General features: G+C 68.4%; 28 protein-coding genes. 12 read left to right on the top strand and 16 right to left on the bottom strand.

Going from position 1 to position 26,711, the window contains the following annotated elements:
* The first annotated feature begins 46 nt into the window (after nucleotides 1–46).
* Nucleotides 47–2,284, top strand: coding sequence for a hypothetical protein (locus AB0M35_RS02610; protein WP_363740592.1), 2,238 nt, complete (start codon nucleotides 47–49; stop codon nucleotides 2,282–2,284).
* A gap of 7 nt (nucleotides 2,285–2,291) precedes the next feature.
* On the opposite strand, the gene AB0M35_RS02605 is transcribed toward AB0M35_RS02610, so the two are convergent.
* The 4 genes from AB0M35_RS02605 to AB0M35_RS02590 form a co-directional block, all read right to left on the bottom strand.
* Complete coding sequence (locus tag AB0M35_RS02605; protein ID WP_363740590.1) at nucleotides 2,292–2,687, bottom strand: hypothetical protein; 396 nt, start codon at nucleotides 2,685–2,687, stop codon at nucleotides 2,292–2,294.
* 158 nt (nucleotides 2,688–2,845) lie between these two features.
* A complete protein-coding gene (locus AB0M35_RS02600) occupies nucleotides 2,846–3,088 on the bottom strand; it encodes a hypothetical protein (RefSeq protein ID WP_363740588.1) in 243 nt (80 codons plus the stop codon).
* A gap of 5 nt (nucleotides 3,089–3,093) precedes the next feature.
* Nucleotides 3,094–3,348 (bottom strand): DivIVA domain-containing protein, encoded by a 255-nt coding sequence (locus tag AB0M35_RS02595; RefSeq protein WP_363740586.1) that lies wholly within the window; start codon nucleotides 3,346–3,348, stop codon nucleotides 3,094–3,096.
* Nucleotides 3,345–3,599 (bottom strand): hypothetical protein, encoded by a 255-nt coding sequence (locus tag AB0M35_RS02590; protein WP_363740584.1) that lies wholly within the window; start codon nucleotides 3,597–3,599, stop codon nucleotides 3,345–3,347. Before AB0M35_RS02590 ends, AB0M35_RS02595 begins: the two co-directional genes overlap by 4 nt.
* A 221-nt stretch (nucleotides 3,600–3,820) precedes the next feature.
* Here AB0M35_RS02590 and AB0M35_RS02585 point away from each other — a divergent pair, with 221 nt between their 5' ends.
* From AB0M35_RS02585 to AB0M35_RS02565, 5 genes are all read left to right on the top strand, one after another.
* Nucleotides 3,821–4,633, top strand: coding sequence for a DUF5919 domain-containing protein (locus tag AB0M35_RS02585; protein WP_363740583.1), 813 nt, complete (start codon nucleotides 3,821–3,823; stop codon nucleotides 4,631–4,633).
* Nucleotides 4,630–5,490, top strand: a complete 861-nt coding sequence (locus AB0M35_RS02580; RefSeq protein WP_363740581.1) for an inositol monophosphatase family protein — start codon at nucleotides 4,630–4,632, stop codon at nucleotides 5,488–5,490. Before AB0M35_RS02585 ends, AB0M35_RS02580 begins: the two co-directional genes overlap by 4 nt.
* Before the next feature lie 671 nt (nucleotides 5,491–6,161).
* A complete protein-coding gene (locus AB0M35_RS02575; RefSeq protein WP_363740579.1) occupies nucleotides 6,162–7,085 on the top strand; it encodes an AAA family ATPase in 924 nt (307 codons plus the stop codon).
* Nucleotides 7,086–7,094: 9 nt separating this feature from the next.
* Nucleotides 7,095–7,520: a hypothetical protein gene (locus AB0M35_RS02570; protein WP_363740577.1), complete on the top strand. Its 426-nt coding sequence runs from the start codon at nucleotides 7,095–7,097 to the stop codon at nucleotides 7,518–7,520.
* A gap of 66 nt (nucleotides 7,521–7,586) precedes the next feature.
* Nucleotides 7,587–7,826, top strand: coding sequence for a winged helix-turn-helix domain-containing protein (locus AB0M35_RS02565; protein WP_363740574.1), 240 nt, complete (start codon nucleotides 7,587–7,589; stop codon nucleotides 7,824–7,826).
* A 179-nt stretch (nucleotides 7,827–8,005) separates the two neighbouring features.
* Here AB0M35_RS02565 and AB0M35_RS02560 read toward each other — a convergent pair whose 3' ends face one another.
* Both AB0M35_RS02560 and AB0M35_RS02555 read right to left on the bottom strand, forming a co-directional pair.
* The gene (locus AB0M35_RS02560) at nucleotides 8,006–8,263 is read right to left on the bottom strand and encodes a helix-turn-helix transcriptional regulator (protein ID WP_363741857.1); all 258 of its coding nucleotides are present in this window, start codon (nucleotides 8,261–8,263) and stop codon (nucleotides 8,006–8,008) included.
* Between the two features lie 38 nt (nucleotides 8,264–8,301).
* Nucleotides 8,302–8,610: a type II toxin-antitoxin system RelE/ParE family toxin gene (locus tag AB0M35_RS02555; RefSeq protein ID WP_363741854.1), complete on the bottom strand. Its 309-nt coding sequence runs from the start codon at nucleotides 8,608–8,610 to the stop codon at nucleotides 8,302–8,304.
* Nucleotides 8,611–8,758: 148 nt separating this feature from the next.
* Between AB0M35_RS02555 and AB0M35_RS02550 the strand changes: the two genes are divergently transcribed.
* From AB0M35_RS02550 to AB0M35_RS02540, 3 genes are all read left to right on the top strand, one after another.
* Nucleotides 8,759–11,827 carry a DUF3427 domain-containing protein gene (locus tag AB0M35_RS02550; protein WP_363740571.1) on the top strand — a complete coding sequence of 1,023 codons (3,069 nt, stop codon included), beginning with the start codon at nucleotides 8,759–8,761 and terminating at the stop codon, nucleotides 11,825–11,827.
* Nucleotides 11,828–12,047: 220 nt separating this feature from the next.
* On the top strand, nucleotides 12,048–12,728 hold the full coding sequence (locus AB0M35_RS02545; protein WP_363740568.1) for a lytic polysaccharide monooxygenase: 681 nt from the start codon (nucleotides 12,048–12,050) through the stop codon (nucleotides 12,726–12,728).
* A 285-nt stretch (nucleotides 12,729–13,013) separates the two neighbouring features.
* On the top strand, nucleotides 13,014–13,367 hold the full coding sequence (locus AB0M35_RS02540; protein ID WP_363740566.1) for a nitroreductase/quinone reductase family protein: 354 nt from the start codon (nucleotides 13,014–13,016) through the stop codon (nucleotides 13,365–13,367).
* A 115-nt stretch (nucleotides 13,368–13,482) separates the two neighbouring features.
* On the opposite strand, the gene AB0M35_RS02535 is transcribed toward AB0M35_RS02540, so the two are convergent.
* Nucleotides 13,483–14,706 (bottom strand): multidrug effflux MFS transporter, encoded by a 1,224-nt coding sequence (locus AB0M35_RS02535; protein WP_363740563.1) that lies wholly within the window; start codon nucleotides 14,704–14,706, stop codon nucleotides 13,483–13,485.
* Between the two features lie 54 nt (nucleotides 14,707–14,760).
* Between AB0M35_RS02535 and AB0M35_RS02530 the strand changes: the two genes are divergently transcribed.
* On the top strand, nucleotides 14,761–15,204 hold the full coding sequence (locus AB0M35_RS02530) for a MarR family transcriptional regulator (protein WP_363740560.1): 444 nt from the start codon (nucleotides 14,761–14,763) through the stop codon (nucleotides 15,202–15,204).
* A 121-nt stretch (nucleotides 15,205–15,325) separates the two neighbouring features.
* Here the strand turns inward: AB0M35_RS02530 and AB0M35_RS02525 are convergent, their stop codons facing one another.
* The 3 genes from AB0M35_RS02525 to AB0M35_RS02515 are packed head-to-tail and all read right to left on the bottom strand — an operon-like array spanning nucleotide 15,326 to nucleotide 17,813.
* On the bottom strand, nucleotides 15,326–15,706 hold the full coding sequence (locus AB0M35_RS02525; RefSeq protein ID WP_363740558.1) for a YciI family protein: 381 nt from the start codon (nucleotides 15,704–15,706) through the stop codon (nucleotides 15,326–15,328).
* A 27-nt stretch (nucleotides 15,707–15,733) separates the two neighbouring features.
* On the bottom strand, nucleotides 15,734–16,507 hold the full coding sequence (locus AB0M35_RS02520; protein WP_363740556.1) for a DUF998 domain-containing protein: 774 nt from the start codon (nucleotides 16,505–16,507) through the stop codon (nucleotides 15,734–15,736).
* Nucleotides 16,508–16,538: 31 nt separating this feature from the next.
* Nucleotides 16,539–17,813 (bottom strand): RNA polymerase sigma factor, encoded by a 1,275-nt coding sequence (locus AB0M35_RS02515; protein WP_363740555.1) that lies wholly within the window; start codon nucleotides 17,811–17,813, stop codon nucleotides 16,539–16,541.
* Between the two features lie 135 nt (nucleotides 17,814–17,948).
* Between AB0M35_RS02515 and AB0M35_RS02510 the strand changes: the two genes are divergently transcribed.
* Nucleotides 17,949–18,317 (top strand): VOC family protein, encoded by a 369-nt coding sequence (locus AB0M35_RS02510; protein WP_363740553.1) that lies wholly within the window; start codon nucleotides 17,949–17,951, stop codon nucleotides 18,315–18,317.
* Between the two features lie 42 nt (nucleotides 18,318–18,359).
* On the opposite strand, the gene AB0M35_RS02505 is transcribed toward AB0M35_RS02510, so the two are convergent.
* Complete coding sequence (locus AB0M35_RS02505; RefSeq protein ID WP_363740551.1) at nucleotides 18,360–19,472, bottom strand: hypothetical protein; 1,113 nt, start codon at nucleotides 19,470–19,472, stop codon at nucleotides 18,360–18,362.
* Nucleotides 19,473–19,771: 299 nt separating this feature from the next.
* On the opposite strand from AB0M35_RS02505, the gene AB0M35_RS02500 reads away from it, so the two are divergent.
* Nucleotides 19,772–19,969 carry a hypothetical protein gene (locus AB0M35_RS02500; RefSeq protein ID WP_363740549.1) on the top strand — a complete coding sequence of 66 codons (198 nt, stop codon included), beginning with the start codon at nucleotides 19,772–19,774 and terminating at the stop codon, nucleotides 19,967–19,969.
* Between the two features lie 80 nt (nucleotides 19,970–20,049).
* On the opposite strand, the gene AB0M35_RS02495 is transcribed toward AB0M35_RS02500, so the two are convergent.
* From AB0M35_RS02495 to AB0M35_RS02475, 5 genes are all read right to left on the bottom strand, one after another.
* Entirely contained in the window at nucleotides 20,050–20,334 is a 285-nt protein-coding gene (locus tag AB0M35_RS02495) for an antibiotic biosynthesis monooxygenase family protein (protein ID WP_363740547.1), read from the bottom strand.
* Between the two features lie 92 nt (nucleotides 20,335–20,426).
* Entirely contained in the window at nucleotides 20,427–21,185 is a 759-nt protein-coding gene (locus tag AB0M35_RS02490) for a MerR family transcriptional regulator (RefSeq protein WP_363740546.1), read from the bottom strand.
* Nucleotides 21,186–21,223: 38 nt separating this feature from the next.
* A complete protein-coding gene (locus AB0M35_RS02485) occupies nucleotides 21,224–23,548 on the bottom strand; it encodes an EAL domain-containing protein (protein ID WP_363740544.1) in 2,325 nt (774 codons plus the stop codon).
* A 225-nt stretch (nucleotides 23,549–23,773) separates the two neighbouring features.
* On the bottom strand, nucleotides 23,774–25,315 hold the full coding sequence (locus tag AB0M35_RS02480; RefSeq protein ID WP_363740543.1) for a hypothetical protein: 1,542 nt from the start codon (nucleotides 25,313–25,315) through the stop codon (nucleotides 23,774–23,776).
* Nucleotides 25,312–26,613 carry a hypothetical protein gene (locus AB0M35_RS02475; protein WP_363740541.1) on the bottom strand — a complete coding sequence of 434 codons (1,302 nt, stop codon included), beginning with the start codon at nucleotides 26,611–26,613 and terminating at the stop codon, nucleotides 25,312–25,314. Before AB0M35_RS02475 ends, AB0M35_RS02480 begins: the two co-directional genes overlap by 4 nt.
* Between the last annotated feature and the right edge of the window lie 98 nt (nucleotides 26,614–26,711).

The following is a 26,711-nucleotide window of genomic DNA, read 5'->3' as shown; positions in this document are numbered from 1 at the left end:
GGGCGATAGATGCGACGACGGTCTGGACCGTCTCGGTGATGCGGACTTGGCGGAGGCTCTCAGGAGGTTCGCCGACGGCCAGGCCGGTCGGCTACACCTGCTGCCAGACCTCAGGCACGCTCCGCACTACACCGATGCAGAGCTGTTCAGCGTCGCGCTCACCATGCCGACCGCCAACCGCAGGTACAGCACTCAGAAGCTCTTCGTCAAGGTGCTGCCGGCGAGCGTCAAAGAGCCGGCCCGCCACCGTCTCGCCCGGCTGTCCAATCCGGAGTTCGCCAAGCTCCACATGGTGGACCAGCCCTACCCGCCTTATCCGGTCGGCGACGGCCGCCATCTCATGTTTCAGGAAATGGCGAATGGCGGCGACGACGTCGTCACCCTGCACGATCTCAGCGGCCGCCTGCTGGTGACGACCGTCGAGGCGATCGCTGACGGGCTTCTGAAGGGCTGGAACAGGGCCGACGCCATCGGCGTCTCAATCGACCACACCACGGTCGGCGAGTATGTCCGGCAGGAGCTGGAGAAGATGGTCGGTATCGAGTCGGTCAGCTCCGCGGCACGCCGTCTCGGCCTGCCGGACGCCGGGACCCGCTGGCTCCGTCTGGACGACACGACCGTCCGACTGAACCCGCTGCACCTGCTCGCCGCTGACACGGCGCTGGCAACCGTCCCCATGCCATTCGTCGCCGGTCTCACGCACAGCGATCTGCACGGGGGGAACGTTCTCATCCCCCATGAATCGGCCGATGTGCCTCGCCCGGACTGGTTTCAGCTGGTCGACTTCAGCGATTTCCAGGAGGACGCTCCGCTCACCCGCGACCTGGTGTGCCTGGTGCAGACGACCATCCTGCGCGCAGTGGCTCCGCCGGTGACCGCCGCCGACGGCGCGCAACGAGGGCTCCCTCCAGATCAAGCCGACGCCCTACGCGACTACCTGATCCGTCCGGACGCCGAGCGCCCCGACAACGTGCTACCGGCCCTCGCAGACGTGATCTCGATTGGCTACGGCGCTGGAGCCCCCTACGCCCGTCGAGGTGGTTGGGGCCGAGAGTGGCGAGCCCAGTATCTCCTCTCGCTGGTCAGTCAGGCGCTGATCTGCCTCACCTACGACAACATCGGCGACACCGGCCGGCAGTGGTGCCTGCGGCTGGCGGTGGAGGCGTTGGAGGCGTACCGCCAGGAGCTGTTGAAGAAGTCGCCGGAGCTCGCGGCGTTGCTGACGTCCCCGGTGGCCACGCAACTACCAATCCTTCCAACGATCGGTATCCCGCACGATTCTCAGCACGGCGGACGATCCCCCGGCCGGATCGACCAACGCTGGCTGTCCACCGGCTCAGACCGAGCTTGGAAGCTACAGAGCACGATGCCGCCGAGCGCACCGGCGCCCACCAGGAATCAACCGCCGACCGACGACAGAACCCCAACCCGCAAGCAGCGACTTCGCTATCACACGTTGCTCTTCACCGGCGTCGTGGGGGTGGTGGGAATCAGCGGACTGACGTACGCCGCTGGGTCGCAGAGTCCTGGCAGCAACGGCCGACTCCCCCAACTCACCGCCAGCGCGCTGCCATCCCGCAGTCCGACCCCGTCCACCCGCAGCGAACCACTCGGCCCTCCGGCGGACCGACGGCTTGAGAATCTCGCCCGGCAGGTTGCCGCACTGCAGGAGAAGCCGACGCAGGGACGATTCTTTTTCAGCTGCTACGAAAGTTGGTCACTGGACAGCACCACCACCAGCGGCAGAAAGGTGAGCCACCATGAGTACCGCCTCTGGTTCACCCCACGCCTTTCTGGCGAGAGGTGGGTCACCGACCTGGACCCGAGCGGGCCGAGGAGGCCGCAACGTTTTCTGTATCAACGGGGGGACCTGACCGGGGTGTCGCCACTGCCTCCAGACGATCCCGATGAGATAGGCGAACACCTGCGAGACCTGTGGCAGGCCCGCCCACCAGAGGGGCAGGACGGTGCAGGGATGCTGCAGCTGGTCGCGGAAAGCTACCTCTACCACCCGTTCACTCCTGCACAGCGATCCGCCCTGATCCAGGAACTTGCCCGGTTCTCCGATATCGAGTACCGGGAAGGGTACGTCGACCGGGCGCAGCGGCCGGGCCTCGCCTTCCAGGCCAAAGACAAGGCCGGCCGATGGCACACGCTGCTGTTCCAACGGGACGGTCGGCTGCTCAGCTACGAGTTGGTCGATGCCGAGGGTACGGTGCTCACCCACCGCCTCTACCTACGCAACACGCGCACCGACTCGATCGACACCTCCTGCGAATCGTGAATTCACGTCAGGGGCAGTAACGGTAGACGTGAGTGGCCCAGTCACGCTTGGGCGCCGCATCGCTGCGCACCCGGTTGACGGCACTGATACGGAACAATTCCTGAGTCTTCTGGTAGTAGAAGGCGACATAGCCACTGTCGAGGTTGAAGTGCGCCGAGTCGACTCGGAACTGCCAACTCCAGGTCGAGAGGCTCTGCCAGCCGCAGGACGAGAGTTGGCCCCTCGGGTAGCCGAAGTTCGGCAGATCGTAGAAGCAGAACCAGCCACGCGGACAGTCCGCCGCAGCGTAGGTGCCAGCCCGGACCGCAGGGCCGGCCAAGGCCGGTGCGGGCACTGTCACCCAGACGACAAGCACGGCGACAAATGCGGTGAAAGCCGTGCGGAGAAGATTGGCGATCGACATCAGGAGCCCCCGTAATGCGATGCTAAGAGACGGACGACAGTCCAAACTCAGCGTAGGAAAGCTTCGCAACAGATCACCAGGAGCTACCACAGGAACAGCTCCCCATCATCTTCGAATTGCCTCATTACGACTCTCCGAAAATTGCTTACTGCAAATGCTTATTGGGCGCATGGTCCGTCGTGCTGATCACGACGTCGGCAGCGGTCGGGTCCGTCGCCCCGGGCGTCACACCACACTCGGGTACGCAGGAACTGCTTGTCCTCCTCGCTGAGGGTGGTCTCGCCGAAGTCGATGACGGTGACGTGCCCGAGCGAGTCGCGTAACGCGACCGCCAGGTCGGTGGCCTCCTCCAGGCTGGTCAGCGTGGTCGGCAGATGGATGATCCAAAGTGGTGCGCCCATCGCCGTCACCGCCCGCCCGCCGGATTGAGGGCCGGGTGGCGGCAGCCGGCGTGTCGGGACTGCCACTGCCGCAACGCCTGCCGGATGCGTTCGGCCTCGGTGTTCGCGGTGACCAACTCCCGATGCAGCCGGTCCATCTCGTCGGCCACCTGAACGAGGAGGGTGTCGACCTGGCTCGGGTCCAGCCCTCGCCAGCGACGGTCGAAGGTCGCAGCCCGGACGTGGTGCGGATGCAGCCGCTCCCCGGACATGTAGATCACCGCCGCGGTGCTTCCTGCTCGGCGATCAGTAACTGAACCTGCCGGTCGGTCAGGCCGCGCAGGTCCAGCACCCGCCGCCCCCACCGGTGCAGCCGACACGGATGCGGCGCCCGGTCGTTGCGGCACCGCGGCCCCTCCGGCCACTGCTCGGCGGCGTGCACGGTCAGCGCCTTGACGGCGAAGCCGACGTCCTCGGCGGTCACGTACGGCGGCATCGGCAACTCGCCGAGCACCTCGTCGATCGAATCCATGTTCCTCCCTGGCTAATGGCACCGAGGCGAGCGGGGACGACGTACGCCGCTCGGGTCGACGCCGCCGGAGCCCAGCACCCGCCCCGGGCCTCACGTCCAGATTTGTCGAGAGTGCCGATTCGACGACATGACTACGCACTGCACCTTGGCGGTAACCGCACTGCACCTCACTGGCGATAGGCTGCACCCGGACCGATGCCGACACGATCAAAGGCGGCACGATGACCACGGTGCACCGATGGACCGGCCGAGAAACGCGAGCACTGCGCCAGGCGCTACGAATGAGCATTCGAGACTTCTCGGCGCACTTGGGGGTGGCCGAGCGAACCGTGTCCAAGTGGGAGGCCGGGCAGGAGACGGTACGCCCACGACCAGAGATGCAGGCGGCGCTCGACACCGTGCTCGGCACGTCCGCCGACGATGCTCGTAGCCGCTTCGACTCCGCCCTCGCAGCGGTCGATGGGCAGCCAAAGGCTGTCCTGATGCCGTCTGCCGATCCGCTTGGTGGCCTGACGGCGGTCTACCAAAGTCGGTGTGATCTCACCGCCGCCATGCCCGCTGACCAACTGCTCGATGGTGCACGAGTCGTCAGGGCGGTCGGCCTCTCGCTCAACCTGCTCTGTCAGGATTACGCCGATCGACGCTGGCATGAACTCCTGGGGCGAGATGCCCGGGTCTGCTGCCTGTTCCTGGAGCCCAATGGAGCATCGATCCAGGCCAGGGAGCGGGAGGAGGGATTTCCCTCTGGTCAGCTGTCGGCGCTGACCAAACTGAACATCGAGACCCTGCTACGGATTCGCGACCGGCTGCCCGTCTCACAGCGGGAACATCTGGAACTTGGGACATACGACGAGACACTTCGCTTCAACATCATGCTGGTGGACGACCTGTGCGTCGCCCAGCCCTATCTGACGGCAAGCCGTGGCGTCGACTCCCCCGCCTTGGTGATGCATCGCGGAACACCCGGCGCCGGACTCTATCCGGTGTTCGAGCAGGTCTTCGAATCGCAGTGGCAGGGTCGGCGGGCGCTGTGAGCGACTATGCGGAGTATCTCGCGGTCGCGGTCGAGGCCGTGCGACGAGCGGCGAACGCGATGCGGCACCAGCCGCCTGGTGCACTCACCTCCAAGGGTGACCGAGATGTCGCCTCTGAGTTGGACTACGCGATCGAGCGGGATGTCCGAGCATTTCTGAGCACCGAGACACCTGACATCGGCTTCCTCGGCGAGGAGGAAGGGCGGACCGGCTCGGCGAGTTTGCACTGGATTCTCGATCCGATCGACGGGACGTCAAACTACGTGCGCGGCCTACCGCTGTGTGCGGTGTCGCTCGGGCTCGCCCACGGAGACGAGTCCGTTGCCGGCGCCATCGAGCTGCCATTCCTTTCCGTTCGCTACACCGCTGCGCAAGGGTCGGGCGCCCACGCCAACGGAAAGCGGATCACCGTGAGCGACACCGCCAGCGTCAGTCAGGCGCTGGTGGCTGTCGGGGACTACGCGGTCGGCCCTGCTGCGGAGGACCGTAACCGCCTACGGCTGGCACTCACGGCCCAATTGGCAGCCGAGGTACAGCGGATACGGATGACCGGCAGCGCGGCACTTGACCTGGCGTGGCTCGCCGAGGGCAAGCTCGACGCAGCTCTCACCCTGTCCAACCATCCATGGGACATGGCGGCGGGGGTGGTCATCGCACGGGAAGCGGGAGCCGTGGTGATCGACGGTGACGGCTCGCAACACGACGCCGGATCCGCAGTTACGCTCGCGGTCACACCGGCACTCACCGACGCTGTCCTAGCCGCGTACCAAAAAGCGCTCACCATAGTCGAGGACACAGATTCACCCCGTTCCTGGTCAGACCCGCAGTATCAGCGGCCGGGCAAGCCGGACTGCTGACATGAGTCGGTCACGCGTTCTCGCCCTGGTCGTCTGCGCCGCTCCTCCAGCGCTGCGCATCGGCGAACTGATCGACCTGCTGCAGGGCGACGGTTGGACCGTGTGCTTGACCGCTACGCCGACCGCCGCGACCTGGATCGACCGGGAGTCGCTGGCGGCGCAGACCGACTACCCCGTGCGGGTGGAATGGCGCAAGCCCGGCGAGCCGGAGCCACATCCGCCGGCTACGGCTGTTGTCGTCGCACCGGGCCACCTTCAACGTAATCAACAAATGGGCACAGGGGATCAACGACAGCCCTACGCTTGGCCTCCTCAACGAGGCGCTCGGTGCCAGTAGCCCCGCCGCCCGGCGCGGCTCCACCCGACCGAACCGGCCCGCAAAGCACCCCAACACCTCGGCCAGCACCCGCTTCCACCGACCAACGGCTGCGCTGTGGCACACGGCCACCGCAAGATCTGAAAATTTGTCCACAACGCACAGACGATCACGCGGTGGCCGTCCCGCCTCCACCCCGGTTTACCAGCAAGATCTCAAACAGCGGCTGCCGTACTAGCCCTTGTTCGGTGGCCAATCGCCCGAGTGACAGAGCCGCGACCAGGACCGAAGGTCTAACATGGACATTCGTTCACCTCTGTGTTGCTTCGGCAGTGCAATCTTAGCAGGGAGAGAAATGCACGTCGTATCGGTCATAAATTACAAAGGCGGTGTTGGAAAAACCACGGTCACGGCAAATCTCAGCGCAGAGCTTGCCTGGCGTGGATACAGCGTGCTGGCCATAGATCTCGACCCTCAGGCAAGCTTGACCTTTTCCCTGTACCAGCCAGACTATTGGGAGCAGCATCTAGCCTCTGCCAAAACGATCAAATGCTGGTTTGATTCGTTCCAGAGCGAGTCCACCCCGACGCAGCTGTCAGACTTAGCAACAAGTCCGGATAGGGTCAATCAGCAATTAGGATCAAATGGGGGCCGCCTCGACCTCATCGCTTCCCACCTCGGCCTCATCAACGTAGATCTAGAACTCGCGGCAGACTTGGGTGGATCGAGCCTCAGGCAGTCGAAATTAAAGTACCTTCGAGTACACCGTCGCCTACTTGAAGGACTTTCCGAGTCGGCGTTCTCGGATTATGACGTTGTCTTAATCGACTGTCCACCTAACTTCAACATAGTCACAAAGACCGCAATTGTGGCCAGCGACGGCATTCTGATCCCTGCGAAGGCAGACTACCTGTCCACTCTTGGAATCGACTACTTGATACGGAACCTAACGGAACTCCTAACCGACTACAACGAGTATGCAACTTTAGAAAAGGGATCGACGAGCGAGGAGATTCAGCCGGAGATAATCGGCGTCGTCTTCACGATGCTGCAGTTCTACGGCGGCCAGCCCATCTCAGCACTTCGGCCATACATCGCACAGACACGCGCTCTCGGCGTTCCAGTCTTTGACGCCATGCTCAGGGAGAATAAGAGCCTATTCACCGAAGCACCCCTGAACGGCGTGCCGGTTGTGTTGCGGGGTGATGACAATATGCAGCACGTCGTTAAGGAGCTCGAAGACTTTGCCGACGAATTCTCACTGAAGGTTGGACTCTAAGGAAATCCTATGTCTGAAGAGCTGATCGGGCCACAGCTAACCCTACTCCGACTAGTCGCCCGCTTTCTCGGATCCCTATCTGCCGACGAGGTTGACCGGCTCCTAGCAGGGCAGTCCAAACTTTCAATAGTTGACACGACCACAAAGAGAGTTCCCACAGACGGAGCAGATGCGCCAGCAATGACCCGGGAAGAAATCATTGCGGCATTTTCTGAGATTCACACACGAGAAGAAGGACTAGCCGCTCTGAACCGACTCGCGAAGAACAAGTCTTCGCTTCAGCGAATAACACAAGCACTCGATCTGCCAAATCGCAAGAGCGACACCGTCGATGACCTGCGAAAAAGAATAATTGAAGCAACCGTTGGATATCGTCTACGCTCAAATGCCGTACAAGGCCACTTGCATAAGGACCAGCAGTCTCTGCTTGGGTAGCGCTTGCCCTTGAAGTTCTCCCAGCTAGCGTGATCAGATGTGTGGGCCTAGCTGGGAGTCCTTTGCATGCCCACACCACGCAAGTTCGAACCGCACTATCGGCGGATCATCGCCGACATCAGAGGACGCATCGCGTCAGGCGAGTGGCCACCCGGCCACAAGCTGCCCTCAACAAAGGCGCTCGCCGAGATGTACGAGGTCAACAGCCCGACGACGGTGCGCCAGGCCATCACGATCCTCATCGAGACCGGCGAACTCTACGGCCACCAGGGACTCGGCGTCTTCGTGACTGAGCAGGAGACCTGAGCACCGCAAGATGAGCCGAGGACGGTCGGTCTCTCCCCGCCGGCCCGGATACCCGGCCATGTGAATGGTCAAAGTCCACGCGCTGCTCCAGGAACGAGCGCTTTAAGTAGCAGTGCTGCTGGCAAGGGGGTAGCCGATGTCGGCAGACGCGGGAGGCGGTGCCCCGGCTCACCGGGCGATCAGGCTGCGTCCGCCCTTGGCGAGAACTTCACATCCAGCCTCCGGTCAAGGGCTCGCGCTAGGCGTTCGAGGACTGCAAGAGTTGGCACGGTACCCCCAGCCTCGAAGCGGGCAACCGCAGACTGAGTCATGCCTGCTGCCCGCGCAAGCTGGCTCTGGCTCCAACCGTTGCACTCCCGCAGCTCTCGCACCTCTCGACCGAGCTCGAAGGCAAGTCGCGTCGCCTCGTACGCCTCAGCCGCGCCCGGCTCGGCCATCCGGCGTGCTCGCAGGTCATTCCAATCGATGCGATCACTCATCCCTCTGCCCCCTCGATCGCGGTGTGCCGTTCAGCCGCGCAACGCTCGAACGCCCGACGGGCTCGTTCGACCTCTCGGTCCTCCCGGAGCCGGGTCTTTCGAAACACCGTCAACAGGATGATCCTCCGTTCGGAGGCTATCCAGTAGGTCAGGCGCACCGCGTCGCGGTCAAGGTAGAAACGCAGCTCGCGCAGCTTGCCATCGAGCTGCTTGGTGTACGGCTCACCGAGCAACACCCCATGAGCAGCAAGCAGATCGATATAGAAAGCGGCTCTCGCGAAGTGCTCAGCCGGTAGTCCCTCCAGCCATTCTCGGACTTCTGGTTCCAGCTCGACACTACCCAGTCCATAGCATCGATGCTATAGCTTTCAGGCTCCCGCTGCTGCCCTCCTGGCCGCATGTCGCGACCAAAGGAAAGAGCGCAAGGCGGTGCAGGATAGATACCCTTCCACCGTGGCCGATCATGACGCGGGCGTCTATGAGCACGTAATCACCCAGAAACTCGCCAGGCGGCTTCAACACCTGGACACAGCCCTGGTCCAGCAGGCCAGGCTCGACCCCGCCGACGCGCACGACGTACTCGCCAAGCACATCGCTGCGTTGGCCCGTCGGGCGTTGCTCGCGGTCGGTGGCGGCGACGACAAACTCGCCCGCCAGGTCGACCTGGTTAATCGGATCGCTGAGAACATTGCCTCGCTGGAGCCCCGAGCGGTCGGCGTCGATGATCAGGTCATCGACGCCGAGCTTCTGCTGCACGCCATCGCCGCCCCACCGACCCCGCCGGCCGCGCCCGACTTCCCGGTACGCCCCACCACCCCGCTCTCCAGCGGGGCGCTGCTCGTCAACGGTCGCAACCAGCCCAGGATCGGTCACGAGGTCACCCACGAGATGGCCTCCGCAGATCAGGTGGACCTGCTCTGCGCGTTCATCAAGTGGCACGGCCTGCGCATCATCGAACCCGCGATCCGCGACCTGCGCGACCGTGGCGGGCGGCTGCGGGTCATCACCACGACGTACCTCGGTGCAACCGACCAACGCGCCCTCGACCGGCTCGCCGAGTTGGGTGCCGAGGTCAAGGTTTCCTACGAGACCCGGACCACCCGCCTGCACGCCAAAGCGTGGCTGTTCCGCCGCCGCACCGGCACCACCACCGCGTACGTCGGCTCGTCGAATCTGTCCAAGACCGCGCTGGTCGATGGCGTGGAGTGGAACGTACGGATCTCCAACCTGGAGCAGCCGTACGTCATCGACACGTTCGCCGCGACTTTCGAGGACTACTGGAACGATCCGGCGTTCGAGGAGTACGACCCGTCCAGGGACGCCGACCGACTCCGCACAGCGCTGCGTGGGGAGCGCCGCGACGAGGCGCCGACCGAGATCGCCAATCTGGATGTGCGGCCGTACCCGTACCAGGCCGAGATCCTGGCCGACCTGGATGCCGAGCGCAAAGTCCACGGCCGCTGGCGCAACCTCGTCGTGATGGCGACCGGCACGGGCAAGACGGTGGTCGCGGCGCTGGACTATCGCCGGCTGCATCGCGAGAAGACCATCGACTCGCTGCTGTTCGTCGCCCATCAGGAGCAGATCCTGCGGCAGAGCCTGGCGACGTTCCGGCAGGTCATGGGGGACGGCAGCTTCGGCGAAACGCTCGTCGGGGGCCGGGAGCCGCAGCACTGGCGGCATGTCTTCGCCTCGATCCAGTCGCTGCACCGGCGGGAGATCGACCCCGAGGCGTACGACATGGTGATCGTCGACGAGTTCCACCATGCGGAGGCGCCGACGTACGCTCGGCTGCTCACCCGGCTGAAGCCCCGCGTACTGCTGGGATTGACGGCAACTCCCGACCGCAGTGACGGCGGCGACGTGCGGGGGTGGTTCGACGGCCGGGCCGCCGTTGAGCTGCATCTGTGGGATGCGCTGGAGCGGCAACTGCTGGCGCCGTTTCAGTATTTCGGGCTGCACGACGATGTTGACCTGTCGCAGCTGCGCTGGAAGCGCGGGCAGGGCTACGACCCGGCCGAACTGGATGGCGTCTACACCGGCAACCACGCGCGGGGGCGCATGGTGCTGCGGGCGGTACGGGACACCGTCGACATCAACCGGATGCGGGCGCTCGGCTTTTGCGTGAGCATCGGCCACGCCGAGTTCATGGCGGACTGGTTCAGCACACACGGCGTGCCGTCTGCGGCGGTGACCTCCCGGACCGGTCACACCGACCGGCAAGCTCTGATCAAGAAGCTGAAGGATGGCACGCTCAAGGTGCTGTTCACCGTCGACCTGTTCAACGAGGGTGTCGACCTGCCGATGGTCGACACGATCCTGATGCTGCGGCCCACCGAAAGCGCCACGATCTTCCTTCAGCAGCTTGGTCGTGGGCTGCGCCTGGCCGACGACAAGCCCTGCCTCACGGTGCTCGACTTCATCGGTGGGCAGCACGCCAACTTCCGCTTCGACCTGCGCTGGCGGGCTTTGACCGGGGTCACCCGCCGCGCGATAACCGAGGCTGTACGCGACGACTTTCCCGTCCTGCCCAGCGGCTGCCACATCCAGCTCGATCGGGTAGCCAAGGAGGTCGTGCTGGCCAACCTGAAGTCTGCGGTGCCGACCTCGAAGTCCGGCCTGGCGAGGGAACTGCGGCTGATCGGGGATGTGAGTCTGGGCGAGTTCCTGCATGAGGCGGGCGTGGAGATCGAGGATGTCTACCGGTCGGCGAGCGTCGGCGGGTGGGCCGGGTTGCGGCGGTTCGCCGGCCTGGACAGCTCACCGCCCGGCCCGGACGATCGCGAGCTGGGTCGGGCGATCGGACGGATGTTGCACCTGGACGACCTGGACCGGCTCGACCTGCTGGCCCGGGTGGCAAACGGCGAGCCGCCCGCCGCCGGGCGGCTGTGGGATCTGCTGCACTTCGACCTCTGGGGGCCGAACGCACCGATCAGCGAATCGAAGGCACGGCTGGCACGGCTGTGGGCTGAGCCGGCCCGCTGTCGGGAGATCCGGGAGGTCATCTCGGTGCTGCGCGAGCGCATTCACCGGGTCACCGAGCCGGTCGCCGGGTTGCCGCTGCGGGTGCACGCCCGCTACAGCCGCAACGAGGCATGCGCCGCCTTCGGCATGTCGAACCCGGGCTCGCTGCGCGAAGGGGTGAAGTGGCTGCCCGACGCCCAGGCCGACATCTTCTTCGTCACCCTGGTCAAGTCCGAGCACCACTACTCCCCCACGACCATGTACGCCGACCGGGCGATCACCGAGACGCTGTTCCAGTGGGAGTCACAGAGCACCACGTCATCGGCGTCGGCGACCGGGCAGCGGTACATCCACCACGCCGGGCGTGGCTCGACGGTGCATCTCTTCGTCCGCGAAACCAAGGTCGCCGACCGTGACCTGGGTGCTCCGGCCTACCTGTACGCCGGACCGATGACCTACCAGCAACACACCGGCGACCGCCCGATGCGCATCATCTGGCGCCTACATCATCCGCTCCCCGCCGACATGTACGCCGCCGCCCGCGCCATCGCCGCCTGACGACGGTCGCCGCCGGACAGCGGCGGGCGGCCCGTGGCAACGCCGGACGCACACCTTCCGGCGCAGACGAGGACAGAAGCACACCGTGGCGAACGAGCCAGATCAAATCCTCGCCATCCCAACATCAATAGACGATCGTTGCCATATCGGGCGATGAGTGCAATACTCCGATGGAAGCGCTCCCATCGACAGTCATGGATGCCTAGAACGGAGGATGCAAGTGCGATCACTCGAATCCGAACAGTCCGGCCGGCGATCTCGGTCCGCTGCCCGTCGGCCCGCACGAGCGCTCGTCCTGCTGCTCGCCCTGGTGGTGGGGATGCTGCCCTGGGCCGGTACGGCCCAGGCCCACGGCACCATCGTCAACCCGGCCTCTCGTGCGTACCAGTGTTGGAAGACCTGGGGCAACAACCACATGAGCCCGCAGATGCAGCAGCAGGACCCGATGTGCTGGCAGGCCTTCCAGGCCAACCCTGACACCATGTGGAACTGGATGAGCGCATTGCGGGACGGCCTCGGCGGGCAGTTCCAGGCTCGCACTCCCGACGGCCAGTTGTGCAGCAACGCCCTGTCCCGCAACAACAGCCTGAACCGGCCCGGGGCGTGGAAGACCACCAACATCAGCCGCAACTTCACCGTCCAACTGCACGACCAGGCGAGCCATGGTGCTGACTACTTCCGGGTCTATGTGAGCAAGCAGGGGTTCAACCCCGCTACCCAGCAACTCGGGTGGGGAAACCTCGACTTCATCACGCAGACCGGGCGCTACGCACCGGCGCAGAACATCTCGTTCAACGTCTCGACCTCCGGCTACACCGGACACCACATTCTCTTCGTCATCTGGCAGGCATCGCACCTCGACCAGGCCTACATGTGGTGCAGTGACGTGAACTTCGTCTAATCAACAAAGACCGATACGTTCGGCACGCCGCCGGCCCAGGACCTTGGCTTCCTGGGCCGGCGGCGTTTTTTCGAAGTCGGAGCCGGCTGGCCCGGACGCGTACCCCTTACCGGCAGCGCGCCGCTGAGCTGATCCACCCGGTGAACAGGACTCCCGGTGCCGCGACCAGCGGCACCCGGCGTTTCCGTTTCGGGGAACTGGTGCCGGAACGGCGGCGCGCAACCGGCACGCTCCCTACCCTGACGGGCGAGGGGCATCGTCGGGGGCAAGCTGCCGGAGGACACCATGAGCAACGGGATCGGTGACGCACTTTCGGGCGTACGCGAAGTCGAGCTGACCGTGACCGGCCGCAAGACCGGACGGCAGATCGCCCGCCCGGTGTGGTTCGTGCAGAACGACGACAACGTCTTCCTGGTGCCGGTGACCGGCTCGGACACCCAGTGGTACAAGAACGTCCAGCAGACCCCGATGGTCGAGTTGGCCGTCGACGGCACCACGCTGTCCTCCAGCGCCACCCCGATCACCGACGCGCGGCAGGTGGAGAACATCGTGGCCATGTTCCGCGACAAGTACGGCCCCGACCAGGTCGAGTCCTACTACCCCAAGCACGACGTGGCGGTGCAGGTCCCCCTCGGCTGAGGCTGCGGCGGGATACTGGTGGCCGGTCGTGGCCGGTGATCGGGGGCTGCGATGGACCTGCGACAGAAGCGAGCTGCGCTGGTGCTGAGGGATGAGCTGAGCCTGGCCGGCGGAGTCAGCGGCGGCGGGCCAGGCTGAGCACCACCAGCAGTGATCCGGCGGCCGCACCGGCGATCACCAGGGCCATCGGCAGGGCGCTGCCCTCGCCGCCGATTCCGACCAGCGGCGCGGCGCCGGCGGCGACCACGGCCTGGATGCCGCCGAGCAGTGCGGCGGCCGTGCCAGCGTGCGCACCGTGCCGGTCCAGGGCCAGGGCGGTGCCGTTGGGCATCACCATGCCGAGCGAGCCGAGGAAGACGAACATCGCGACGATGACCAGGGGCAGGGCGTCCAGCAGCGCCCCGGCGATCAGGGCGAACGCGGCGAGCAGCCCGAGGCCGAGGGCGGTGATCAACAGCGGGCGGGGGCCGTGCCGGTCGAGCAGTCGGGCGTTGAGTTGGCCGACGATGACGAAGGCCAGGGAGTTGACGCCGAAGATGAGGCTGAACGCCCCGACGGAGAGGCCGAAGACGTCCTGCAGGACGAACGAGGAGCCGGAGAGGTAGCCGAGCAGTCCGGCGAAGGCGAGGCCCTGGGTCAGCGTGTATCCGAGGTAGATGCGGTCGGTGATCAGCACGCGGGCGACGCGGGCGATCGAGACCAGGCCGCCGGTGTTACGCCGCGCGACCGGCAACGTCTCGGGCAGCCGCCATGCGACGACGGTCGCGAGCAGGGCACCGATGACGGTGAGGGCGACGAAGATGCCACGCCAGTCGCCGAAGTTGAGCAGCAGACTGCCGAACGCGGGGGCGATCATCGGGGCGAGGCCGAAGATCAGGGTGAGCCGGGAGAAGTACTTCGCCGCGGCGCGCCCGGCGTATAGGTCACGCACGATGGCGCGGGCGACGACCGTGCCCATGCCGCCGGCGAAACCCTGGAAGAAGCGGGCCGCGGCGAAGGTCTCCGCCGACGGCGCCAGCGTGCACAACAGCGACAACAGGGTGTACGCGGCCACGCCGACCAGCACCGGTCGTCGCCGTCCCCAGCGGTCGCTGAGAGGGCCGGTGACGAGTTGACCGACGGCCGTACCGACCAGGCAGGTGGTCAGGGAGAGCTGGATGCGCGCCTGGCTGGCGGACAGGTCGCGGGTCATGTCGGGCAGCGCGGGCAGGTAAGTGTCCAGGGACAGCGGCCCGATCGCGGTGAGGCTGCCGAGCAGCACCAGCAGCCCGATGGCGGCCCGGCCGGTCGGAGCGGCGACTCGGTCCGGCGCGGTGGAGGGTGTGGCGGTCTGCGGCATGGCGGCTACGATAGCTCTGCCTACAGAGGTATTCGACCGGAGCGGGGGCGCACTGTGACGGAGGAAACCCTCGCCGAGCTGGGCGTGGCCCTGGGTGACCTGCACCGGGTGCTGCGGCGTACGGCCAGCCAACGGACGGGTCGGGTCGCCCTGCCCGACGCGCAGGTGGAGGTGCTGCGTGTGGTCCAGCGACAACCCGGGATCAGCGTCCGGGAGGCCGCCGAGCGCCTCGGCATCGCGCCGAACACGGTGAGCACCCTGGTCGGTGAGCTGACCTCGGCGGGCCTGCTGAGTCGGGAGCGGGACCCGGACGACCGGCGTACCGTCCGATTGGGGTTGACCGACGCGGCGCGGAAACGGACGGCCGCCTACAGCCAGCATCGCCTCTGCCTGCTCGCCGCCGCCCTGGCGCAGTTGGACGCCGGGGACCGCGAGCGGCTGCTCGCCGCCGCACCGGCGCTGTCCCGGCTGGCCGACCAGGTCGCCCACCAACGCTGACCGTTCGCCGGCCCGGCGACTCAGCAAGGACTGCCCGGCGGCTCAACAAGGACTGCCCGGCGGGCGACGAGCGGAACCGGCCCGGCCGACGCGCGACCGAGCCGGTTCCGTCCCACGGCGGTCAGGCCGGCGGGGCCAGGTCCTCCCACTCGGTGACCCGGCGGACATCCACCTCGACGTCGGCGCCGGCGGCGATGAAGATGTCGGTGAACCGCTGAGCCCACTGCATCGCCTCGGCCTTGTCCCGGACCTGGAGCAGCGCGAACCCGGCGATCAGCTCCTTGGTCTCGGCGAACGGCCCGTCGGTCACCGTCGTCTTGCCCCCGGTGACGGTGATCCGGCCGGCGTCCACACTGCTCGGCCGCAGCCCCTCACCGGCGAGCAGGACGCCCGCCTGGTTCGCCTCCCCCATGAAGGCACCCATCCGGGCGATGAACGCCTCGTCGGGGCTCCACAGCTCGGGCGTGTTCTCGTCCAGCTTGTGCATGACCATGAAACGCATCGATCTTTTCCTCTCCTGGTTTTTCGATCAGCGGGACGTGACAGCCAGCAGACGGGCACAGACGACCGAGAGCCAGCCGAAGACGACACCGGAGCCCAGCGCCATCCGCACGCTGATGCTGTCCTGGTCCGGCCAGGCCATCACGACCACCACCGCGACGGCGGCGGCCAGCGAGAACCCGGCGGCGCCGCGCCGACCCGCCCGGGCATCCCGGCGGGCGAAGACCAGGCAGGCCACGGTGAGCGACCAGAACGCCAACATCGCACCGACGCCGTGGCCGACGGCATGCCAGCTCATCGTCTCCGCCGGCCCCTGTGGCGCACCCGCCGGCCAACCCATGCTCGGGTCGGCCACCAGCACTCCGCCGATGGTCAACCCGATGCCGAAGACGGCCACCAGCCGAGGTCCCCAGGTTCCGGCGGGCTGGCCGGGCGGCAGCACCCGGCGCATCCCGGCCGCGCCGACGAGCGCGAGCAGCCCGCTCACCACGAACGTGGCGATCTGGATCCACCCGTGCTCGCCGAGCGCGAGCAGGCTCAGCGGCTGCCGGCTCAGGTCGAACCCGTCGCGGGTCAGCACCTGCGCGGTGACCGACACGGCGAAGACCGGCCCCGCGGCGATACCGCCGGCGAGCAACACCCCCGTCGTACGCTGCTTGCCGTCGTCCGCCCTCTCGGGCCGTACGATCGCCGCGGTCGCCATCTTCGCCTCCTCGTCCTGCCGGCGGTCGCCGGTGTGCCGGGCCGGTTTGTCAGACCGGCTGTCACTGACGCGTCGGGCGACCCGACCGGGATTCGACATCGCGGCGGGATTTTTTTCCGGGAAGTTTTTCTCAGCGCCTCGGCGGCATCCCGGCGGCACAGTCGGCGGCCCGGTCGCGCAGCAGCGCCTGTTCCCGGGCGTTGCCGGTCAACTCGGCCGCGCGGGTGAACTCGGCGGCGGCCTCGTCGTAGCGGCCGAGCTTGGCCAGCAGGTCCCCGAGCACCGCGGGTAGCAGGTGGTACCGGGCCAGCGCCGGCTCGTCGACCAGAGCGCGGGCCACCGTCAGGCCGGCAGCCGGCCCCTCGGCGAAGGAGACCGCCACCGCCCGGTTCAGCTCGACCACCGGCGACGGCGCGACCCGCGCCAGCTCCGTGTAACTCGCCGCGATCCGCGCCCAGTCCGTCTCCTCGGGGGTACCCGCCCGCGCGTGGCAGGCCGCTATCTCCGCCTGAAGGGTGTACGGGCCGAGGGGTGCACCGGCACTGCGGGCCCGGTCCAGCGCCGCCAGGCCCCGGCGGATGAGCAACCGGTCCCAGCGCCGCCGGTCCTGTTCCAACAGCAGTACCGGTTCCCCGGCGGCGTCGGTGCGCGCCGCGGTCCGGGACGCCTGGATCTCCAGCAGCGCGGCCAGCCCGTGCACCTCGGATTCGTCCGGCATCAGTGCCTGGAGCATCCGGGCCAGGCGCAGCGCGTCCTCGCAGAGCGCCGGGCGCATCCAGTCCTGCCCGGCGGTCGCCGCGTACCCCTCGTTGAAGATGAGGTAGGTGACCTCCAGGACGCTGGCCAGCCGCTGCGGGCGTTCGGCCACGCCGGGCACCTCGAACGGCACCCCGGCCTCGGCGAGGGTCTTCTTGGCTCGGGTGATCCGCTGCGCCATGGTGGGCTCGGGCACCAGGAACGCCCGGGCGATCTCCTCGGTCTTGAGGCCACCGACCATCCGCAGGGTCAGGGCGGCGCGAGCCTGCGGAGTCAGCACCGGATGGCAGGCGGTGAAGATCAACCGGAGCAGGTCGTCGTCGATGGTGTCCTCGAAGGCCGCGTCGAAGTCCGGCGTGAACGTCTCCTCGGCGAGGTCACGGCCGAGTTCGGCGACCTTGCGGTCACGCACCTGCCGGTGGCGTAGACCGTCGATGGCCCGCCGCTTGCCTACCGCGGTCAGCCAGGCACCCGGATTGGCCGGTACGCCGTCGCGCGGCCACTGCTCCAGCGCGGCGACCAGCGCATCCTGGGCCAACTCCTCGGCCCAGGAGACGTCACGTACCAACCCGGCCAGTGCGGCGATCACCCGCCCGGACTCGATCCGCCACACCGCGTCGACGGTGCGGTTGACCTCGGCAACTTCCATTGGCGCATCAGACCAAACCGGTTCGCCCCGGGCAACCACCTGCCGCAATGAGGTGTGTCCCGCCGGATCTGTCACACTCTGGCCCTAGCCTCGGCGACATCTGATCTCGTACTCACGCTCCGCCGGAGGCAGCAGATGCTCGACCACCTCGGCATCCAGGTCCGCGACCTCGACGCCAACGTCGCGTTCTACGACGCGGTCCTGGCCACCCTCGGCGTCCGCCGGATGCTGGAGTATCCACAGGCCGTCGGCTATGGCACTGACAGGCCGGACTTCTGGCTCAGCCCGGCCAGCGGCGAGGGCACCGGGCATGAAAGCCACATCGCCTTCACCGCCGACGACCGGGCATCGGTACGGGCCTTTCACGATGCGGCGGTGGCGGCGGGCGCCCAGGTGCTGCACTCCCCCCGGGTCTGGCCGGAATACCACCCGGCCTACTACGGTGCGTTCGTCCGCGACCCCGACGGCAACAACGTCGAGGCGGTCTGCCACGCCCCCGAGTGAGACAAGCTCCACGGGAGGGCCGTGGTCCGGTGCCCGGCGCGGTCAGTTGAAGACGGTACGGCGGACGCCGCCGTGCAGGCCGCAGGCCTTCGGGCTGCCACCGGCCAGGCTGATCTTGCCGTTCGCGCACTGCACCAGGTGACCCCGCCCCTCCCAGAACCCCGGCACGCAGTCGAAGTGCTCGCACACCTCGGGATCCGGCTCACGAATCCGCTCACCGGTGCAGAAGTCGTATCCCATCGGGTTGACCGGGGCGCCGCAGCGCCGCTGGGGTGTGGGGGTGGGTCGACGGGCGGCCGGTGAGCCGGTGGCCCGGGGTGCCTTCGGCGCGGCGGTGGCGGTGGCCGGTGCCGGGGTGGCGGCGACCGCGGTCTCCCGGCCGGTCGGATCCGATGGGCCGGAGTTCGCCAGGGCCAGCGGCACCAGCACGGCCAGGGCGGCCGCGACCACCGCGGTCCGGCGACCGCCGGGCAGCAGTGCCAACAGCCGGGCCTGTGCCGGTGTGGCGATACGCGGCCGGAACGGACGGGCCTTGGTGTGCTCGGCGATCAGTTCGTCGAGTTGGGCGATGACCGCGTCACGCTGCTCGATGGCATCGGCGAAGGCCAGGGTGAGCAGGAACCGGAATTCGGCCGCCGCGTCAGCGGGCAGCAGCACCCCGGAGGTACGCCGCCGGTCCAGCACCTGGATCAGGGTGACCGGAGCCTGCGGGTCGTGGGCCAGGCCGGTGATCCGACCGTACGCCCAGTCTCGTCGACCGCGCCCCCCGAGCAGCACCAGCCGCCGGTTGGTGATCACCGCCATGCCGGCGTCGGTGGCCCGCACTCCGTCGGGCAGGCGACGACGCAGCCGGCCCTGCTGGTCGCCGACGGTCAGGTCGGGGGCGGGCAGCACGGCGGTGTGCCGTACCTCCACCAGCTGGGCCGCCGGCACCACTCGGAGCACGATCTCGTCGGGGCCCAGTTCAAGCAGGAGACCGTCGCCGGCTGCGACTGAACCATGGCACTGCTCGGCGAGCGTACGCAGCCGGCGCAGTTCGTCGTCGCGTCGCCGCCAGGTCCCCTCCGCGCTGCGGAACAGCCGCAGCCGGCGCTCGTTCTGCCGGCGCGCCCACCGGTACCGCCAGGTCGAACCCGTCGAATCAGTCCTCGCCACGCCGACTCCTTCGCCGCGCATGCCACCAACCGCAGGCCATCAGAGGGGGTGTCACAGTGATTAACGACACAGGCCACCACGATGGACACGGCCAACCCCGGGCGAATTACCCGATCGGTGGACCAATAAGGACGAGTTGGCGGTTTCGCTGCGCCCGTTCCGCGTACCGACATGCCACGGTCCCACCGGTGCAGCCGTTCCAGGTGTGACGCATCCAGCGGCGGGGACGCCAATCAATCGAACGAGTTGACGGGACCCGTCGCAAAGACCGACGGGTGAATGACGAACGGCGTCACGAGATGACCATCCCGACCCGCCGGATCGACCGGGACACCGCCGACCTGCTCCTCGACGGCGATCCGGTCGCCCTCAACCGGGCCGGACGGCTCGCCGCCATGCTGCGTGCGCTGTGCGGGCCCGCCCGCCCGCACGAACTGGCCGGGGAACCCGCGGCGGTGGCCGCGTTCCTGGCCCGCCTGGTACGGCGCCCGCCGTGACGCGGCCCGACGCCGTACGGCTGGCGTCGGGCCGCATGCGAGCTGGGCGCGGCCGGCCGTCGCCGACACCGGACGCGGTGTCAGGGCGACTCGACCGCGCTGATCCGGAACTTGTGCACCTCGGCGCCGACGATGGCCACCTGCTGCTCCGGTTCCGGACCGGAGCCGCGGAAGTCCAACAGTTGCTCCTCGGACTCCCACCGCTCGTAGACGTTGATCCGTCCCGGCTCCACCAGGTCGGCGCTGATGGCGAAATCGACACAGCCGGGCGCCGACCTGGCCTGCCGGACGATCTCGGCACAGGTGGCCAGGTAGTCGTCCCGCTCGGCGGGATCGACGTAGAGCGTGCCGGCGACTATCAACACCAGAGACCTCCGCAGATCGGGACATCGACCACGCCAGTCATACTCCCCCGCGCCGACATTTCCCGGCCGTCGAACCAGCGATCAGCCGCCCGTCACGCCCGGGTGATCGCGTTGGCGTGGATCGCCTCGTGCAGATACTCGCCCAGCCCTGGCGCCATCGCCTCGTAATGTGCCAGGAACCGCTCGTCGGCGAGGTACATGTCGGCCAGCCCGGTGTGGATCTCGTACGAGCACTCGTAGAACCACCGGCTGATGTGCTGCCGGTGCTCCTCGGCCAGCGCCATCGCCTCCGGCCCGTCCGCCGGGGCACCGGCGGTCATCAGCGCGACGATCCGCCGCCCCCAGTCCTCGGTCTCGCCCTTGATCCGTAGCCAATCCTCCTTGGCGTAGCTGGACGCTCGCCGGTTCGACTCCCGGAACGCCTCGGTGCCGCCCCAGCGCTGCTCCGCCTCCTCGGCGTGTGCCTCGGGCTCGAAGTCACCGAACACCTCGAAGCGCTCCTGCGGGGTGAGTTGGATGTCCAACTTGCTCGCCTCCATCGCAAACTCGATCGCCGCGACCATCTCCTGCAACCGCTTGATCCGTACCGTCAGCAGTTCGTGCTGGCGGCGCAGGTGCGCATCCGGGTCACCGGCCGGGTCGTCGAGGACCTCGGCGATCTGTTCCAGCGGGAACCCCAGCTCGCGGTAGTACCGGACCAGTTGCAGCCGCTCCAGGTCCGCGTCGCTGTAGCGGCGGTAGCCGGCGCCGGTGCGCCCGCTCGGCGACAGCAACCCGATCTGGTCGTAGTGGTGCAGCGCCCGCACGGTCACCCCGGCGAGCTTGGCCACCTGGCCCACGGTGTACGCCATGGTTCCCTCCCTTCCGGCAACCACGGTCCCGCCTGCCGTTACGTGAGGGTCAAGTCCGATTGTGCGACACCGGACACGTTCGTGGGCCCGGAGCGGGCCAGCACGGTACGCAACTCGTCCAGTGCGGCGGGCCGCCCGTACCGGTAGCCCTGCCCCTGCACGCAGCCGATCGCGGCGACCGCATCGTGCTGCCGCTCGGTCTCCACCCCCTCGGCCACCACACCCAGGCCGTACGCGCCGGCCAGCCGGGTCACCATCTCCACCGTCGCGTACGCCCGGGTGTCCTCGGAGAGCCGGGCCACGAACGACCGGTCGATCTTCAGTTCGGTGGCCGGGATCCGGTGCAGGTAGCTCAGGGACGAGTAGCCGGTGCCGAAGTCGTCGATGGCGATCCGGATGCCCAGCTCGCGCAGTTGGCTCAGCCGGTCCAGCACCGCGTCGCTGCCCTCGATCAACGCCGACTCGGTCAACTCCAGCGTCAGCGCTCGCGGCGCCAACCCGGCGCCCGCGGTGGCCTCGGTGACCGTGGCGATCAGATCCGGCCGACGCAGGTGTGCCGCCGCGATGTTCACCGCGACCGTGGCCGCCGGAACCCGGTCCTGCCAGGTGGCCGCCGCCCGACACGCCTCATGGATCACCCACCGGTCGATCGGCAGGATCAGCCCGGTCTCCTCGGCCAGCGGCAGGAATCGTGCCGGGCTGAGCATGCCCAGCCGGGGATGCCGCCACCGCACCAGCGCCTCGGCGCTGCGTACCGTGCCGGTGGCCAGGTCGACGATCGGCTGGAACTCCAGGTGCAACTGCTGCTCGTCGACCGCCCGCCGAAGGTCGGCGATCAGCTCCGCCCGGCTGACGGCCGACTCCCGCAGGGCCGGCGTGCACCGCCGGTACGCCGACTTGCCGGCCGCCTTGGCCGCGTACATCGCGATGTCGGCGTCGCGCAGCAGATCCGTGTACGTGACGTGCTGTGGCCCGTACTCGGCGATGCCGATGCTCGCCGACGGGTGAACCCCGACGACCTCCTCGCCGGCCGACGGGTGCAGCGACGCCAGCAACCGTTCCGCCAGCCGTTCCGGTGCGGCGGCGCGCCCGGTGACCAGCACGGCAAACTCGTCGCCACCGATCCGGGCGATCATGCCGTCGTCGGCGACCGCGCGCCGCATCCGGCGGGACAGGCCGGTCAGCAGGGTGTCGCCGGTGCTGTGCCCGAACCGGTCGTTGACCTGTTTGAAGCCGTCCAGGTCGAGCAGCAGGACGGCGACCGGCTGCGCTCCACCCAGGGCGGTCCGCAGCCGGCGGATGAACGCCAACCGGTTGGGCAGCCCGGTGAGCTGGTCGACGTAGGCGAGCTGCCGCAACCGTCCGACCAGTCGTAGGTTCTCGTTGGCCGCCAGGATCTGCCGCACAGCCAGCGCCGCCAACAAGGCCAGCAACGCCAGGAAGACCGGCAGCGGGCTGTGCCCGGAGGGCTCCCGGGCCAACAGCGCCGCCGCGATCACCCCACCCACCGGCAGGTACGGCAGTGTCACCCGCCACCACGGCGGCAACGGCATCTCGCCCACCTCGTCGCCGCCGTGACAGTGCTGCGGCGGGGGAAACCGCGTCGCCGCGCCGATCAGCAGGTAGCTCAGCGGCCAGAGCACGTCGATCAGGGTGCCGGCCTGGTAGGTGCCGGCGGCCACCAACGACACGTACATCGCGTCGGCCACCGCACGTATGGTCAGACTCGCGCCGAGCAGCGTCAGCGGACGCCACACCGGCCGACCCGGCCCGATCACCACGACCAGGACGGCCAACTGCATCAGGTCGAACAGCGGGTAGAGCAGACCGGCGTAGCGCAGCGGCTCGTGCAGATCCGCCAGGGCGACGTTGCGGAACAGCAGCAGCCAGCCGATCGGGATCAACGCCAGCCCGACGATCACCCCGTCGAGCAGGGTCCGGGCGCGCCCCAGCGAGGTGCTCGGCGCGGTCAGCGCGCACAGTAACGCACCCGTTCCGGTGACCAGACTCGCCGTGAAGATCAGCCCGATCGGCAGCGTGTGCGGCAGTTCGTGCCCGACCAGCCGCTGCGAGGTCCACAGTGCCCGCCCGGCGAGGGAGAGCAGCATGGTGGCGGCGAGCAAAAGCCAGAACCGCCGCAGTGGCCGGTGGTGCCGGCGGGCGGCACCCACACAGGCCAGCACCGCCCATCCCGCCACGGCGATCGCACCGATGTCGCTGACCAGGGCCTTCGCCGGCAGTTCGAGCGCCAGCCAGACGGTCTCGACGGCCACGACCGTGCCGGCGGCGAGCACGCCCGCCCGGCCGACCCGGGACTGTCCGGCCGACCGCACAGTTGCCTGCTCGATGTCCTTTCGCGACACAGCGATCGCTCCGGCCTTCTCTCGTTCGCGCACCCCTGGACGGCGAGGACCGGTCCTGGCAAACCCGGAAAGCCTAGCCACGCTGACGACCGCACCGCCAGATCCAGCCGGTCGAAGTCCACAAGCCGACGGCCCGGTTCATCCATTCACCGTCATCAGCAGCAGTCTGGGCGGCGACACCAGGAACGGATCCGCACACTGCGCAACAGTTCCGTGACCCGGCGTCTACACCCAATCCTCGTCGGACCTCGGCACTTGCGCGGACGGCGTCCCTTCGGCAACCGGCCCCGCCTCGACGGGTGGGCCAACGCTGGGCGGACCGCCGTGGGTCCACGGGGTGTCCTCCACCGCCGGAAAGCTCCCGCCCGGCACGTACGCCTCACTGAGCGTGGTATAGCACAGCCGCTCCCCCACCTCGGGCACGCTGCCCGGTGCGGCGGTCAGCCCTCGGCCCATCCCACCGGAGAGTTCCAACACCACCTCGGTCTTTCCGTCGGCCGCCGGAGCCACGAAGACCACCCGTGCCTTCTGCGCCGGCCGGGCCGGACTGGACACACTCGCACCGACCGGCACCGCCACCGGGTCGGTGGTCACCAACTGAATCCGGGGACGCAGCACCGGCCGCCGCCCGCTGTCGTCGATCCGAGCCGGATCAGCGAGCAGCACCTCGCCGACGAACGCCTCACCGGTCAACCGGTACTCGGCCATCACCAGCGGATCGTCGTAGGCGCGCTGCACCGCGTACAGGGCGGCGGCCCGCTCCAGCCGATGCAGCCGGGCGGCAGCCGCCACCGCACCGTCGCGGCGCGGCTGGGGCGCACCGTCCGCGTCGAGGTGCTCGGCATGAGCGGTGAAGGCGTCCCGGTCACCGTCCCATCGGGCGGCCACCCGGGCACCGGCCGGCAGCGCCCGCAGCAACCCCACCCCGCGCCACATCAGCTCCCAGGTGGGCGTCAGCTGGTCGCGCAGCAACTTCTCCAACTCCGCGTACGCCTCGGTCCGCGCCACCTCGTCCGACCCGGCGGCGGCGTACGCCTCGATCGCCGGGGCGAGCCGCTCGTTGTCGAAGCCCGGGTCGGTGACCGGACCGGCGGGCGGGCATCGCACCGGATCCTCGGCCCGGGCCGCCGCCTCGGCGCCGCTGAGCCCGGCCGGTGGGGCGATCCAACCGAGCAGGGCCGGCAGATGCAGATCCTCCACCGCGCTCTGCCCGGTCGCCCAGTGCAGACTCAACGCCTGCGTCATCGCCACCAGCGCCGACGAACCGGGATGCTCGGCCCGCTCGGCGAAGAAGGTCAGCCAACGGCCCAGCAACGGCACCTGTGCCGGCACCGGGTAGTCGCCGTCGATCCGCCGGAACCGGGTGGCCCGGCCCAGCAGCCGCAGGAACGTCACCCCGGCCGGATTCGGCACCAGCACCTGCGGTGCGTCGAGGTAGCGGTACCGCACGTCCCGCCCCCGGTCGACCGGGACCGCCTCGTTGGCGCCACGATGCGCGTCAACATAGGGCAGCACGGTGGCGGCCAGTTCGGCGACGAACGCGAACCGCTGGTCCCGGTTACGCGGCTGCGGCACGATCAGCAGCCGCGCCTCGCCCGGTGCCGCGCCGACCATCGCCGCCAACGGCGCGTTCGCCTCACCCGCCATGGCCAGCGGCACCAGCACCAACGGCCGCCGCGACAGGTGCAGGTGCCGGACGGTGGCCACCGGTTGGGCCACCCCGGCGGCCACGGCCTGCGCCGCCGCCAGCGCCCGCAGCGTACTCATGCCGCCCCGCCGAGGGCGTCGGCGCGTAGCCGGGCGGCGGTGCGCAGCAGCGCGGCGGCCTCCGCCTGTTGCGGATCGGCGACCGGTTCTCCGGCGGCGAGCGCCAGGACCTCGTCCACGCTGTCGATGCCGCCGAGGGCCTCGCGGACCGGTCGGCCCAGCGCGGCGGTCCGCCCGCGCGCCTCGTCCCGACAGAAGTACGCCAGCTCGCAGGTGGCCAGGCAGTCCGGGGCGTAGCGGGCCGGCACCTGGGACAACGCCGCGACCAACGTCGCCGTGGCGGCAGCCGGGTCGGCGGTGAAATCCGCCGGTACGCCCGCCAGCAGCTCGTCGAGCTGGTCCATCCGGTCCAGTTGCCGGCGTACCACCAGCAGTTGCTTGCGGACGTCCAGCAGGTGGGCCACCGGCTGGTTGGTGAAGTCGCGCGGACAGATCAGCACCACCTCGTGCGACACCAGGTTCGGATCGTGTCCCCGCCTGGCGAGCAGATCCCGCAGAGCCAGCACGTACACCGCCGACTGGACCGCCGCAGCGGCCAGCTTGGCCGAATCGGCCTGCCCGTCCACCACCGGAAACGACTTGATCTCGACCACGTGGAACCGTCCGCCCAGGCGGGCCGCCACCAGGTCCGGCTCCAGATGCACCCGCCGTCCGGCGACGTCCAACCCGAGCAACGGATGGTCGAACAACGCCGCGACGTGATCCGGCTCCACCGCCCGGTCGGAGTTTGCCGCGTGGTCGGGGTTTGCCGCGTGGTCGGAGTTTGCCGCGTGGTCGGGCTTTGCCGCCTGGTCGGAGTTTGCCGCGTGGTTTGGCCCCTGGCCCGGCTTCACCGCGTGGTCGGGGTTTGGCCCCTGGCCTGGCGCCTGGTCCTGGCCCACCGCGTGGTCGGGGTTCGCCGGCTCGTCGGCGTGCGGCTCGATCGCAGCGGTGAGCAGCGCGGCGGAGCGTTGCGCCCGGCCGGCCAACTCGTCGCCGGCACCGAGATCCGTCCAGCTCGCCACCGCCGGCACCGGGACCCCGAGTCGCTCGGCCACCAGGCGCAGCAGTTCGGCGCCGCCGTCCGCCTTCACCTGCGCCTCGAACGCGTTGCCTCGGGTGATGGCGAACCGGGACTGCCCGAACCGGGCAGGGAAACCGATCCGCTCGGCCAACGACGGCTTGTCCACCCCCGCCCCGTCCAGAATGGCTCGGCGCGTACAACCCGGGTTACCGGTCAACGCCGCGATCGTCCGTGCGTTGTGCCGTCGCGGCGGCAAACCACCCCGTATCGCCGCCAGTCGCTGCTCACTCGTCACGACACGCCACCATAGCCCCGCCCTCGCCCCCGCGATCTTGCACTTTCGGTCGCCAATATGCACCTTTCACTACTTATGCACCGACCAATAGTGCAAGA

This window comes from Micromonospora sp. NPDC051196 (assembly GCF_040682415.1).
Taxonomy (GTDB): domain Bacteria; phylum Actinomycetota; class Actinomycetes; order Mycobacteriales; family Micromonosporaceae; genus Micromonospora.
Note: the sequence above shows the minus strand (reverse complement) of the source record. Positions and strands in the feature narration are given on the sequence as shown.

Bases quoted from the DNA above. Each gene is read 5' to 3' on its own strand.
- AB0M35_RS02535 (WP_363740563.1), bottom strand. From the start codon at position 14,706: ATGCCGCAGACCGCCACACCCTCCACCGCGCCGGACCGAGTCGCCGCT.
- AB0M35_RS02600 (WP_363740588.1), bottom strand. From the start codon at position 3,088: ATGGGCGCACCACTTTGGATCATCCATCTGCCGACCACGCTGACCAGC.
- AB0M35_RS02570 (WP_363740577.1), top strand. From the start codon at position 7,095: ATGTCTGAAGAGCTGATCGGGCCACAGCTAACCCTACTCCGACTAGTC.
- AB0M35_RS02480 (WP_363740543.1), bottom strand. From the start codon at position 25,315: ATGAGTACGCTGCGGGCGCTGGCGGCGGCGCAGGCCGTGGCCGCCGGG.
- AB0M35_RS02605 (WP_363740590.1), bottom strand. From the start codon at position 2,687: ATGTCGATCGCCAATCTTCTCCGCACGGCTTTCACCGCATTTGTCGCC.
- AB0M35_RS02540 (WP_363740566.1), top strand. From the start codon at position 13,014: ATGAGCAACGGGATCGGTGACGCACTTTCGGGCGTACGCGAAGTCGAG.
- AB0M35_RS02585 (WP_363740583.1), top strand. From the start codon at position 3,821: ATGACCACGGTGCACCGATGGACCGGCCGAGAAACGCGAGCACTGCGC.
- AB0M35_RS02590 (WP_363740584.1), bottom strand. From the start codon at position 3,599: ATGGATTCGATCGACGAGGTGCTCGGCGAGTTGCCGATGCCGCCGTAC.
- AB0M35_RS02575 (WP_363740579.1), top strand. From the start codon at position 6,162: ATGCACGTCGTATCGGTCATAAATTACAAAGGCGGTGTTGGAAAAACC.
- AB0M35_RS02525 (WP_363740558.1), bottom strand. From the start codon at position 15,706: ATGCGTTTCATGGTCATGCACAAGCTGGACGAGAACACGCCCGAGCTG.
- AB0M35_RS02510 (WP_363740553.1), top strand. From the start codon at position 17,949: ATGCTCGACCACCTCGGCATCCAGGTCCGCGACCTCGACGCCAACGTC.
- AB0M35_RS02515 (WP_363740555.1), bottom strand. From the start codon at position 17,813: ATGGAAGTTGCCGAGGTCAACCGCACCGTCGACGCGGTGTGGCGGATC.
- AB0M35_RS02520 (WP_363740556.1), bottom strand. From the start codon at position 16,507: ATGTCGAATCCCGGTCGGGTCGCCCGACGCGTCAGTGACAGCCGGTCT.
- AB0M35_RS02560 (WP_363741857.1), bottom strand. From the start codon at position 8,263: ATGGCCGAGCCGGGCGCGGCTGAGGCGTACGAGGCGACGCGACTTGCC.
- AB0M35_RS02565 (WP_363740574.1), top strand. From the start codon at position 7,587: ATGCCCACACCACGCAAGTTCGAACCGCACTATCGGCGGATCATCGCC.
- AB0M35_RS02490 (WP_363740546.1), bottom strand. From the start codon at position 21,185: ATGGCGTACACCGTGGGCCAGGTGGCCAAGCTCGCCGGGGTGACCGTG.
- AB0M35_RS02500 (WP_363740549.1), top strand. From the start codon at position 19,772: ATGACCATCCCGACCCGCCGGATCGACCGGGACACCGCCGACCTGCTC.